The following is an 11,976-nucleotide window of genomic DNA, read 5'->3' as shown; positions in this document are numbered from 1 at the left end:
GGAAACCGTTGTGCCGCACCAGTTTTTCCGCGCGAGGCAGGGACGGCAAGGAGAGAACCGTTTCATTCGGCCGAATTCGGGTATCCCCTTTCAGCGCGATCGCGGCCGTCGCGCCGTGGCGGGCCGCGCGTGCTGAACGGAGGAACGCCCTATGCCACAGTCCGAGCCGATCGCGAAGGACCCGGACAAGGGATACGTAGCACTGCTCGGCTGGTCGCTCAACGCGGTCGAGGCGCTCGACCGGTTCGACCGGCGCTACGTCGTGGTCGCCCCGGATTGGGCGGAGAAGTACTGCGTCGAGCACGACATCCCGTACGTGTCGTGGAATTTCGAGCGGCTGAACGACCGTTCGATGGAGATCGCCGAAATCCTGCAGGAGGAAGGCGTCGACGTCGCGATCCCGCTGTTCGAGGAGACCGTCGAATGGGCCGGGGCGATCAACTCGGTGCTGATGGACAACCCGCGCCTGTTCGGCCAGGCGATGCTGCTGCGGGACAAGGCGCTGATGAAGCGGCGCGCGCAGCTCGGCGGCATCCGGGTGGGGATCTTCGAGGAGGCGCACGACCGCGAGGACGTCGTCCGGTTCCTCAAGCGGGTCAACCAGACGCTGCTCAAGCTCGACGGCGACCCGAACGACCCCATCCACCTCAAGGCGTTCGACAAGGCGGGCTGCCTCGGGCACCGCGTCATCCGCACCCCGGACGAGATCGACTCGATCCCCGACGAGGAGTTCCCGGTCCTGATGGAATCGCACCTCGACGGATGGGAATTCGCCGTCGAGGCATGGATCCACGGCGGCAAGGTCAAATTCCTGAACATCTCCGAGTACGTCACGCTCGGGTACTCGGTGTTCGTCCCGGCGACCCCGGAGCTGGAGCGGTACCGGCCGCAGATCACCGCGCAGATCGAGAAGCTGGTCAAGACCTTCGACATCGAATTCGGCTTCGTGCACCCGGAGTACTTCGTCACCAGCGACGGCGAGATGTACTTCGGCGAGGTCGCCTACCGGCCGCCGGGCTTCAAGGTCTTCGAACTGCTCGAACGGGCCTACGGCTTCAACGCCTACCAGGCGCTGGTCCTGTCCTTCGACCCGAAGACGACCGAGGAGGAGATCGACGCCTTCTTCCCGAGGGAGGTCGTCGACGCGACCGGGGTGGCCGGCTGCTTCGGCGTGTACCCGCGCCGCCGGGTGGTCAGCGAACTGCGGATCCCGCAGCAGACCGAGGACGACGACTACTACGAGTCGCACGACCTGTCGGCTCCGCTGGAGGAGACGGTCACCAAGAGGACCGCGTTCGGCACGCACTGGGGTCTGCTGTACTTCTTCGGGGACGACGCCTACCGGATGCGCGACCTGCTGAAGGAACAGGAAGAACTGGACTTCTACGTCTGAGCACGGACGAGTCCGCCACCCCGACCGAAGGACGCACTTGGAGCCGAACGCCGACGTCACCGGCACGACTGCGACGCTGGCCAAACGCGTGGCATCGCTCGACGACGCTGTCTCGGCGATGGCCGGGACCCGCGACTTCGGGAAGCACACAAAGCTGCGGCGGGTGCTGGAAGCGCTGCGGCGCGTGCTGCTCCAGCCGGACGGCGCGGCCGCCGTCCGGGCCAGGGCGCAGGCGCTGGAGGAAGCCGGGGTTTTCCAGGGGACCGACTGGGACACCCCGGAGATCCTCATCCCCGCGCTGGTCGGCCCCGGCCTGCACAGCGACAACTCCGACACCGTCGTCATCGAGGCGACCAGCGAACTGCGGATGCTCGCCGTCGCGTGCGGCGACTACGAGCATCCGACGCTGCCCGCCGAGGACGCCCGCGTCTTCCTGTCGCAGGTGCTCGGGGCGAACCTGGAGCTGCTGTTCACCCCGCCCAGCGAGGCGGAGCGGACGAGGCAGGGCCGCACCGCGCAGCTGATCCGGGACCTGCTGCGCTACCTCGCCGACCAGATCGGCTACGACAGCATCCTGGACAAGGTGGTCGAGGAGATCTGGCGGATCCTGCGCCAGCGCCCGATCCAGGTCGACCAGGTCAAATCGCTGATCACGCGGATCTCGATCTACCGCGGCGACCCGGACGTCGACCTGGGCGGCTCCTCGGTGCAGGGGCTCGACCGGCTCATCACCAGCCTGTTCGGGACCACCGAGGCCTGCCGGGAGGACCCAGGGGTCGACGTCTTCCGGTCCCGGCTCGAGGCGATGGACGCGGCGAGCCTGCAGTACGAGGCGGCCGGGTTCGCCCGCGCCATGCACGACACCGGCCTGGTGTCGCCGTACCACGCCGAACTGCTGCGGTACCTCGCGCACGAGAGCGACTACCTCCTCGGCGAGGCGCTCGGGCTGTCCGACGTGGGCCGGAACTGCCTGATGCGCTACCACGACCTGGTCCACCGGCTGATCGAAGAGGCCGTGCACCCGCAGACCGCGCAGTGCGTTTACGGGCTCGCGCTGCTGCTCGACCGCGGCATCCTCTACGAGCCGCCGGTCGTGCCCGCGCTGTGGCGGCAGCTGGCGCTGGAGCTGTCGACCGCCTCCCGGGAACGGCTGACGCTCGTGTTCGGCGACCAGCCGCGGCCCGAGGCGCGGTTGCTCTCGGGGGTGCTGTCGATGCTGGGCCAGCCGCTCGGCGTCGGACAGGGCGACAACCCGACCTGCCAGTCGGCGCGGGCGCTGTCGATGTGGGCCTACAACGACCCGGACTACCTGCTGCAGGTCGTGGTGTGGGCGGCGCGCGACGACGAGGTCGTCATGCACTTCGAAGGACAGCCGGTGTCGTCCAAGGAAAGCGGGCAGGGGCTCTCCGCGTCGCTGCCCGTCGACCTGGACCCGGTGTCGTCGCTCGTCGTGCCCCATCTCGACCGGATCTACGCGGAGATGGGCCGCCGCTGCGCCGACCGGCCGGGCGACCCGCACCGCTGGGTCAACCCCGAGTTCCACGGCTGGTGGGCGTCGCGCGGGTTCCGGATCAACGTCGACGTCGCCACCGGCAAACTGATCGACGTCGACGATTTCCTGCGGCAGTTCTACGCCAGCTACCACCCGACCTACAACGGCGAGCAGCCGCTGATCCACCCGCAGCCGGCCGGGATCGCGGTCACCGACAGCGCGGCCCGCTACGTGGGCTGGCACGCGATCACGATCCTGCGCACCGCCCCGGATCCCGAGGACGTCATGCGGGTGTACTTCTACAACCCGAACAACGACAGCGGGCAGGACTGGGGCGACGGCGTGGTGGTCTCGACGGCGGGCAACGGCGAGCGGTTCGGGGAGGCGTCGCTGCCGTTCGAGCAGTTCGCGTCGCGGTTGTACATCTTCCACGTGGATCCCCGGGAGCACGGGGAGCCGGAGAAGGTGCCTGCCGAGGATGTCGCGCGGATCGTCGGGTATCTCGAGCGGAGCTGGGGCGCGGACCGGCTGCCCGGGGGGACGTTGCAGGCGGCTCCGCCTCGGGGGTGAGCTTCTCGGTCCACAATGGACTTTTGGGCTGGCATCTCCGGTTTTTGTCGGTGGCGCCTGTCATCATGGCTGCAGTCGATCTTGGAGGCATGATGACGGAGTTGGCTTGGCTGGACAACGGTGGATCGCTGCGGAACATTTTCGGTGTTTCGTTCGGGCGCGGGCTCGATCCTCCTGAGGCTGTGCTGCGGTGCGACGCCGTCGGGGTGAGCAGGGGACGTTCGCGGAGTTGAACGGTCTGGTCGCCGAGTACGTCGGGCAGGCCCAAAGGCGGGAGCGGCGGCGAGTGCGTCGGCGTGGTGTAGTCCGGCGGGCGGAGCGTGGCCGTCGAACCGTGGGGGTGGCGCGGGAATTTGTCGGGAGTCGTTGCTGGGCTGTCGAAATCGAGTGAAGTCGTGGCGGTCAACCGGCTCGGTTACGCCGAGGCCCCTTCGTGCATGCGGTAGACGGCACGGTCGTCGCCGGTTTCACTCCGCATGTTCCGCGTCGGCGGTACGGGAGTGAGCCGGAGCGGTTGGCGTCGTCGCTGTGGGAGGCCGGGTTGGATCCGGACCGCGCGGAGCCGTCGCCGAACCCGATCGCGGTGGAGGCTGGGATGACTGGTGTGGTGTTGACGCGAGAGGTGCTGGAGCGGCCGTTGCTGGTGCGGGACGTCCGGACGTAAGACGGAGCGTTGCGTTCGCCTTGCCGTGCTTCGAGCTGGGTGTTGTCGTGTGCGGGAGAGGATCGCTGGACAGCCGGGTTCGCGGTGACTGCTGGGCTGGTACTTGTGGGACTTGGTCGAGGAGCTTGGCTTAGCCGTGCGGATTACCGCGTGAACTCGGTGCTGTCCGGTTTCGCCGGTGGGCGTGTTCTGCGCTGGTTGGTCGGCGGGCGCTGTGGTTTTGCTGTGTCGGCGGGACGATGGTGGCGAGGTGGGTGTTTGGTTGAGAGGGTGATGCGTTGCTGTCTGGCGGCGGTTTGGTTCCAGGAGCGGGAATTCGGAGGCGTTCCGGGCCGCTCGGGATCAGCGGGCGGGGTTTGCCGTGTCGGAGGACCGGAGTTGGCAAGGTCGGGTGCTGTGGTCTGGCTCAGAGGGTGAACTCCGTCCCGTCAAACGGCAGTTCCGCTCCAGCGCCCACCACCGCGGCATGCTCCGCACTGGCCGGGTCGACGACAGGATTCGTGTTGTTCAGATGCGTATAGGCCCACCGCGTCGTGGCGGGGCGGGTGGAGAGCATCGGCAGTGTCGCGGTGATCGGTACGTGGCCCATCGCCCGCTGAGCCGCCGGGTTGGCGGTGGAGGTGGCGGTCGTGAATTCGCTGCCGCTGTAGAAGGTGCCGTCCAACAACACGAGGCTGGCACCGTCGGTGAAGGCGTCGAAGCCGGGCGGCCAGGTGCGCAGGCACGGCGCGTATACGAGCGTGCCGCCGGTCGTCGGGTCGTGGATGCGGTAGGCGACGACCCACGGGCCGGGGTGGGTGGACGAGCGGGCGTATTTCGGTTGTTTGTCGCTGATAGGGAAGGAAGTGATGATTAAGCCGTCGAGGGTGGTTTCGGTGGACGCGAGCCAGGTCCAGTCGTGGTAGTCGCCGATGATGGCGCGGGCCGGGAAGTGGTCCGTCAGTGCATGCAATGCCGCGGGTGGGGCGTGGACGGTGAGAGTCGGTGCCTCGCGGAGCATGAGCAGGCCGAGGGTGTGGTCCAGTTCGGCGTCGGTCAGCAGGACGGTGCGCAGCGGCGTCTCGCGCGGGCCTGGCCCGGCACGCAGGGCTGGGGTCGCCAGGATTTGGGCGCGGATGTCGGGCGAGGCGTTCAGGAGGTGCCAGGTGCGGTCGTCCGCGCTGAAGGCGACGCTGTCTTGCGTGCGGGGCGGAGAGCCGGAGGCGCAGCGAGCGCAAGCGCAGTTCCATTGCGGAAAGCCGCCGCCGGCCGCGGTGCCCAGGAGGATGACCTTCATTGGGCCGGGCCGCGCATGACCAGGTCCGGAGTGGACGGTGCGGAGAGGAGCAGGTCGACGGTGCCGCGATGCGGGGAGCGGGAGCAGACGGGGTCGGGGTTGGCCGCGTCGCCGGTGAGCTGGAACGCTTGGCAGCGGCAGCCGCCGAAGTCGGTGGTGCGGCGGTCGCAGGTGCGGCACGGGTCGCGCATCCACTCGTCGCCGCGGTAGGCGTTGAAGGACTCCGAGCGGTACCAGATGTCGGCCAAGGCGGTGTCGCGGACGTTGTCGAGCGGGAGCGTGGTGATCGCGCTGGCGGCGGGGCAGGGCAGGACGGTGCCGTCCGGGGCGATGGTGAGTTGCCGCGCGCCCCAGCCGTGCATGCACGGTTTGGGGAACGGCTCGTAGTAGTCGGCGACGATGTAGATGATCTCCATCGTGCCGCGGAGGCGTTCGACGGCCGCACGGACCACGGGTTCGGCGGCGGCGAGCTGCGCGCGGGTGGGCATGAGGGCGGCGCGGTTGCGCAGGGCCCAGCCGTAGTACTGGGTGTTGGCCAGTTCGAGCCGGTCGGCGCCCATGTCCTCGGCCAGCGCGATGAGGTCGGCGAGCTGGTCGTGGTTGTGCCGGTGCAGCACCACGTTGACCGTGAGCGGCAGGCCCGAAGCTTTGACGAGTTCGGCGGCGGCCCGTTTCCGGTCGAAGGCTTTCGCTCCGGCGAGCGGGTTCGCGCGGTCCGGCGTGGCGGCTTGGACGGAGAGCTGGACGTGGGCCAGGCCGCGTTCGACGAGGTCGCTCAGCCGGGGCTCGGTCAGGCCCAGGCCGGAGGTGACGAGGTTGACGTAACAGCCGAGTCCGCTCGCGTGCGTGACCAGCTGCGGCAGATCCAGGCGCGCCAGCGGTTCTCCGCCGGAGAGGTGGACCTGGAGCACGCCAAGCTCGCGGGCTTGGGAGAGCGCATCGGTCCATTCCACAGTGGACATTTCGGCGGCCCGGCTGACCAGTTCCAGCGGATTGGAGCAGTACGGGCAGTGCAGGGGACACCGGTGCGTCAATTCCGCGAGCAGTCCGAGCGGCGCGGTTACGTCCATTCGATCACCCGCCGTTGTCCGAACCTGGCCAGCACGGCGAGGACGTCACTCTCTTGGACGCCTTGATATCGGCTGCGCAAGCAGGTGAGGATGCCGGAGACCGGGGTCGCGCCGTCGCAGAGTTCCAGGACCGCGGTGGCGGTGGAGTTCGGCACCACCACGCCTTCCGGAAACAACAGCACGTGCACGCCGCGGACGTGGTCGTAGGTCAGGCGCACGCCGACGCGCAGTTTCGGCACCGACGTGTTGGTGATGGTGTCCATCGCTTCACTCCCCGGCCGCGGCGCGTTCGATGGCGTCGAGCATCGACCACAGGACGTCGCATTTGAACGACAGCGCGGACACCGCCTTCTCCTGCTGCTCGCGGGTGACGCAGTGCTGCACGACAATGTCCAAAGTGTCCTTGCCCTCGCCGGAAACCTTGTCGATGCGGTTGGTGAAGTACGCCAGGTCGGCGCGGGAGATCCACGCATAATTCGCCAGGACGTCGGCCACCCGCTGCTGCATCAGGTGCCCGGCGAACATTTCGGTCAGGCCGGAGGCGACGGCTTCGACCCAGGGTTTGGTGCGCGCGAAGGTGACGTAGGCGTCGACGGCGAACCGGACGCCTGGGGCCACGTGCCGTTCGTCAAGAACCTCGGCGCGGTCCAAGCCGACGGCGGCGCACAGGCGCAGCCAGCGCTCGGCTCCGCCTTCGCCGGCAGCGGTGCCGTCGTGGTACACGATGCGGTCCAGCCAGATCCGGCGGATTTCCGGGAGGGGGCAATTGCTGACGATAGCCGCGTCTTTTTGCGGCAGCAGGCATTGGTAGTACCAGCGATTGGCCGCCCAGAGTTTCAGTTCGCGTTCGCTCAGTTCGCCGGCGTGCATTCGCCGGTGGAACGGGTGGCTTCCCCAATACCGGCGGCCGAGGCCGCGCAGGGCTCCGGTGAACTCCGCCGGACTCATCGGGTGCACAGTGGACATTCGGCTGCTCCGGGATTCTCGCTGAGCGGTAAGGTTTTCCGGGAAGCGGACGGGACCGCGGCGGACCGGTCCCGTCCGGCGGGTCATTCCTCCCGGCGGGCCGCGTAGGCGGTGACCTCCATCGGCGTTTCGTATTCGACGAAGTCGGGCGCGGTCCACATCTCGACGGGTTCGGGCACGGGAAACTCGCTTTCCTTCGGTGGTGCACCGGTGAGCGGGGCACGCGCCCCGCCGCGAACGCCGTCACCCTAAAAGCGCACGGCGGGCGGTCGCCAGGGGCGCGGGCGGATTTCCCGCCGACTTTATAAAGGTTCCTTCCTATGGCGCAGCGGGCGGTCACGCTGGGGTGTCCGCCCGACAGAAACCTTGCGGGGCGGGGGAAACCTCCCGATGCCGCTTGACATCGGGACCGTGGGCGGCCGAATAATAGGGTTCAGGTGCGGTTGACAACGATGTCAGAGGCTTTGGGAGCGACGTGACCCAGGTGAATCGCAGGCGGTTTCTGTCCGGCGGGATTGCTGTCGCGGGCGGGGGTGTGCTCGGGGCTCTCGGGATAGCGGACCCGGCCGAGGCGGATGCCCGGCCGGTGCCGGTGGGCGGCGGGGAGATCGGCAGCGGCTGGACCTTTGCCGCGGCGGACGGCATGGCCGCGGACGGGAGTGCGCTGGCCAGTGCGGGGAACGTCGCCGGGATGAAGCCCGCCGTCGTTCCGGGGACGCCGCTGACGAGCATGATCGCCAACGGCGAGTATCCCGATCCGTTGTACGGCCACATCGTGACCGACACCGTTCCGGACACCCTCAAGGACACCGGCTACTGGTACCGGGTCGCGTTCCGGGTGCCGCGGCTGGTTCCGGGGCAGCGGTTCTGGCTGCAGTTCGACGGGATCAACTATCTCGGGACGGTATGGCTGAACGGAGTCCGGGTCGGCACGGTCGAAGGCGCGTTCAAGCGGGCGGTCTTCGACGTCACGGACATCGTGGCCAAGGCGGACGGCGTGGCGTGGCTGGCGGTGCTGGTCGGGAAGCTGGACTACACCGATCCGCCCGCGTTGCCCAGTTACGCCAGCGGGGTGACGCGGGGCGGGCGCAACGGCGGGCCGACCGGGAGCACGTTGAAGAACGGGCCGACGTTCTTCTGCACCGCTGGGTGGGATTGGCTGCCGACTATTCCGGATCGGGATCTCGGGATCTGGCAGCCGGTCACCTGGCGTACCACCGGGCCGGTCCGGATGGCTGACGTGCACGTCACCTCGACGTTGTCGCCGGATTTGCGCACGGCGGACGTCGCGGTCGAGCTTGCGCTGGACAGCGCGGCCGGAAAGTCCGTGGTGGTGAAGGGGTCGCTCGACGGGCGCGACTTCCGGCGGACGGTCAGCGTTCCGGCTGGAGCGTCGTCAGTGGTTCTGACGTCGAAGGAAGTGTCTTGCCTGCGACTGGACCGGCCGAAGTTGTGGTGGCCCAACGGGTATGGCGATCCGTATCGCTACCGGTTGGCGATCAGCGTGGAGTCCGGCGGCCAAGTGCACGACGAGCGGACGGTGGACTTCGGGATCCGCCGGATCGAATACACAACGCCGATGCGGTCGCCGTCCGGGGCGACGAGCCAGTGTTTGGCGATCACGGTCAACAATCAGCCGATTCTCGTGATGGGCGGCAACTGGGGGCTGGACGAGGCGCTGAAGCGGATTCCCCGGGAGCGGCTGCGGGCGCAGGTCCGGCTGCATCGCGACGCCAATCTCAACCTGATCCGGAACTGGAACGGGCAGAGCAGCACCGAGGACTTCTTCGCTGCTTGCGACGAGTACGGGATCTTGGTGTGGCAGGATTTCTTCTGTTCGACTGAGGGGCCGCCTGCGGAGAACATTGCCCGCGATCTGGCCAATATTCGGGATTGCATTGTGCGGTTTCGCAATCATCCGTCGATCCTGCTGTGGTGCGGCGGCAATGAAGGGCCGCCGCCGCAGCCGTTGATCGACGGGCTGGACGCACTGGTCGCCGAGCTGGATCCGCAGCGGGCTGTGTTGACTAGTTCGGCTGGGGACACTGGCGTGAATCCGATCGACGGGTATCGGTCCGGCGGGCCGTACCACTGGGTGCCGCCTGCCCGGCATTTCGAGCTGAACGACGGGACGCAGTGGCCGCCGTTCCACAACGAGGTGGGGTCTTATTCGATTCCGACGCTGGAGTTCATGCGGAAGATGCTGCCGGAGGGATCGTGGGAGCATCCCGATGATTTCTGGGCTGATCGGGATGTGAACGGGAATGGCGGGAACGGGGGCGGTGCGGGGTATCTTCGGCTTACCGCGGAGCGGTATGGAGAGGTGCGGAATCTCGCGGATTTCGCGCGGAAGTCGCAGATGATGAACTACGAGTGCATCAAGGCTATTTACGAGGCTCCGGTGGCTTATATGCGGAGTGCTGGGCCTTATCCTCGTACTGGGGTCATCATGTGGATGACCAATCCTGCACAGCCTTCTTTCGTTTGGCAGATGTATAGTCATGATTTGGAGGCGCATTCGTCGTTCTACGCGGTTCAGCATGCTTGCCGGCGGGTCAATGTGGTGCTGGATGCGCGGACGTTTGAGGTGGTGATGGCGAATCATTCCCGGGCGGTGGTGCGGGGGAGGGTTGCGGTTTCCTTGTATGGGCTGGATGGGGGCGAGGTTGGGCGGGTCTCGTTGCCTGTCGGTGGAGTGCGGGGTTCTGATCGGGCTGTGGTCGGGAATGTTGCTTCGCTGGTGAGGGCGGTTTCGTCGGAGGTGGTTTTTGTTCGGTTGGTGTTTGAGGGGGCGGGTTTGGTGGTTCGGAATTTCTACTGGGTGGAGAATCCGGGGCGGGCTGTCGGGTTTGGTGGGCTTGACGGGATGTCTCCGGCTGCTGTTTCGGTGATCGCCGGGGTTTCGCGGGACGGGGTTGAGGTGGATGTGCGAAATGTTGGCGAGTCTGTGGCGTTGATGGTGCATTTGCAGGTGTATGACACTCGGACTGGGGAGAGGGTGCTTCCGGCTGTGTTCAGTGATAATTATCTGAATTTGGTTGGTGGGGAGATGGCCAGTGTTCGGGTTCGGCTGGGGGCGGAGCAGGTGGCGCGCCATCCGGAGGTGGGGGTTCGGGTGGATGGGTGGAAGGTTGATCAGCGGGCTTCTCGGTTGCGGGGGCGGGGGGTTGAGGTGACTTTCAATCGGGAGGCGTTGGATGTTTCTCCTGCGGTGCCTACGTTTGGGCAGTGAGTTCGAGGGCGTCTAGTTACTTGCGCGGGGCGACCCGCAGCCCGATCGGTTTCACGGGCGGGGTGCTCGTAAAAGCGGCAAGCCGAAGGCTGTGCGCGGCACATCGAGGCTGAGGCTGTCCGGCCTGAGCGCTGGACGGAGTCGACGGCACCGGACGAGCCGGGCCGAAGTGTCTTCGGCGGGCCAATCCGCGCAGCGAGCTGGATCCGAACAAGGCAGCAGCTTGGGCGGACGCCTGTTGCCGCAACGGAACGTTCGGATCGAGCTGGGTGGCATGCCGCGGAGGCAACGGCAGATGTGTGCCGCCACGGATGGCGGCGGACTGGGCTGCGACCTGGCGGGCAGTACGATGTGCTTCGCTCCGCCGGACGCGCTGGGGAACTTCTGGGAGCGCTCAATCCGGTCAAAGGCGAGGTTCGTCTCGGCTTCCAGGCGAACCGGTCCGGAGCGCGCCGCCACTCCGGTCCCGCGGTGCCGGAGCCATCATCGCCATGCACGACCACCTCGACAGCAGGCGGGCTAGCGGGTCCACGGCGAGGGCATCTCTCTCCGCCTCGGATCTGGCCTGGATCGAACGGACGATCCGGCGGCCGGGTTTCGTTCACTTGCAAGGCGGGTCTGCGAGCCGAGCCGAGGCGGGCAGGTCAGGGGCAGCCGTGGCCGGTCGTCGAGACCGAGCTGTTGTGCGAAGTTTCAGTGCTGCGTCGGCAGTATGCGCCGGCCTCCGGCTTCTCGCCACGCTCCGACACTGGCGCGTGGGCGACATCTCGTCACCTCGAAGTTTCTCGCCCTGCCCACCGGTCGGAAGCGAAAAGTTTGGCTGAACCAAACGGCCGGCTCGGCCCAGGTACGCGACCGCACCGTCCTGTGCGTAGCCGTGGCGCAGATGAGCAGCGTGCCGAAAGATCTCGGGTGGACGCACTTCGCCACGCGAATCATCTCCGCACTGCTTTCAGTGAAAGGTGCGTCGAGTCGTCCGGGTATCGGAAAGGTGCTGAGAACGGGATTCTGCGCATCCGGCGCGACCGCGCGGACAGCAGCATTCGCGCCAGTAGTTTTCCGTCGCCAGGGCGTTGGGCAGTCAGCTTCGGGGTCGCAACGCTGTCGACTGGTGCAGTGGCTTTGAGATGCCGTGTCGCTGAATTTGGTGTGGCGAGGTCGAACACGGCACCGGCGTCCCGCGAGCGCACTTGCCCGCAGCGTCTGTGAACAGCGAACCAAGGTCACGTGAGATATTCATCTTCTGCGGGAAGGCTGGTTCCCGATCACGGGAGGGCGGCTGGTGTCCGCTCGCTCTCAATCCGATAAAACGA

The 11,976-nt window shown here is 67.2% G+C and carries 9 protein-coding genes; 4 read left to right on the top strand and 5 right to left on the bottom strand.

All coding sequences use genetic code 11. The features are described 5' to 3' along the window. Positions 1-151 precede the first annotated feature (151 nt). The 3 genes from CU254_RS21120 (at position 152) to CU254_RS21110 (ending at position 4,119) form a co-directional block, all read left to right on the top strand. Entirely contained in the window at positions 152-1,393 is a 1,242-nt protein-coding gene (locus tag CU254_RS21120; protein ID WP_009079190.1) for an acetyl-CoA carboxylase biotin carboxylase subunit family protein, read from the top strand. A 37-nt stretch (positions 1,394-1,430) separates the two neighbouring features. Then, the gene (locus CU254_RS21115) at positions 1,431-3,455 is read left to right on the top strand and encodes a hypothetical protein (RefSeq protein WP_009079189.1); all 2,025 of its coding nucleotides are present in this window, start codon (positions 1,431-1,433) and stop codon (positions 3,453-3,455) included. A 433-nt stretch (positions 3,456-3,888) separates the two neighbouring features. Further along, positions 3,889-4,119: a DUF6461 domain-containing protein gene (locus CU254_RS21110; protein ID WP_009079184.1), complete on the top strand. Its 231-nt coding sequence runs from the start codon at positions 3,889-3,891 to the stop codon at positions 4,117-4,119. Between the two features lie 406 nt (positions 4,120-4,525). Here the strand turns inward: CU254_RS21110 and pqqB are convergent, their stop codons facing one another. The 5 genes from pqqB to pqqA form a co-directional block, all read right to left on the bottom strand. Then, entirely contained in the window at positions 4,526-5,395 is an 870-nt protein-coding gene (pqqB, locus tag CU254_RS21105; protein ID WP_009079182.1) for a pyrroloquinoline quinone biosynthesis protein PqqB, read from the bottom strand. Further along, entirely contained in the window at positions 5,392-6,465 is a 1,074-nt protein-coding gene (gene pqqE, locus CU254_RS21100; RefSeq protein ID WP_009079180.1) for a pyrroloquinoline quinone biosynthesis protein PqqE, read from the bottom strand. Before pqqE ends, pqqB begins: the two co-directional genes overlap by 4 nt. After that, on the bottom strand, positions 6,456-6,728 hold the full coding sequence (gene pqqD, locus CU254_RS21095) for a pyrroloquinoline quinone biosynthesis peptide chaperone PqqD (protein WP_009079179.1): 273 nt from the start codon (positions 6,726-6,728) through the stop codon (positions 6,456-6,458). The genes pqqE and pqqD overlap by 10 nt, the downstream gene beginning before the upstream one ends. 4 nt (positions 6,729-6,732) lie before the next feature. After that, the gene (gene pqqC / locus CU254_RS21090; RefSeq protein ID WP_037714346.1) at positions 6,733-7,431 is read right to left on the bottom strand and encodes a pyrroloquinoline-quinone synthase PqqC; all 699 of its coding nucleotides are present in this window, start codon (positions 7,429-7,431) and stop codon (positions 6,733-6,735) included. Positions 7,432-7,514: 83 nt separating this feature from the next. After that, positions 7,515-7,610, bottom strand: coding sequence for a pyrroloquinoline quinone precursor peptide PqqA (pqqA, locus tag CU254_RS21085; RefSeq protein WP_037358081.1), 96 nt, complete (start codon positions 7,608-7,610; stop codon positions 7,515-7,517). 296 nt (positions 7,611-7,906) lie between these two features. Between pqqA and CU254_RS21080 the strand changes: the two genes are divergently transcribed. Further along, a complete protein-coding gene (locus CU254_RS21080; protein ID WP_009079175.1) occupies positions 7,907-10,663 on the top strand; it encodes a sugar-binding domain-containing protein in 2,757 nt (918 codons plus the stop codon). The last annotated feature ends 1,313 nt before the right edge of the window (positions 10,664-11,976 follow it).

Origin of the sequence: Amycolatopsis sp. AA4, from assembly GCF_002796545.1 — a bacterium.
Taxonomy (GTDB): domain Bacteria; phylum Actinomycetota; class Actinomycetes; order Mycobacteriales; family Pseudonocardiaceae; genus Amycolatopsis.
This window is presented reverse-complemented; position numbering and strand designations above follow the sequence as displayed.

Bases quoted from the DNA above. Each gene is read 5' to 3' on its own strand.
- CU254_RS21120 (WP_009079190.1), top strand. From the start codon at position 152: ATGCCACAGTCCGAGCCGATCGCGAAGGACCCGGACAAGGGATACGTA.
- pqqB (WP_009079182.1), bottom strand. From the start codon at position 5,395: ATGAAGGTCATCCTCCTGGGCACCGCGGCCGGCGGCGGCTTTCCGCAA.
- pqqE (WP_009079180.1), bottom strand. From the start codon at position 6,465: ATGGACGTAACCGCGCCGCTCGGACTGCTCGCGGAATTGACGCACCGG.
- pqqD (WP_009079179.1), bottom strand. From the start codon at position 6,728: ATGGACACCATCACCAACACGTCGGTGCCGAAACTGCGCGTCGGCGTG.
- pqqC (WP_037714346.1), bottom strand. From the start codon at position 7,431: ATGTCCACTGTGCACCCGATGAGTCCGGCGGAGTTCACCGGAGCCCTG.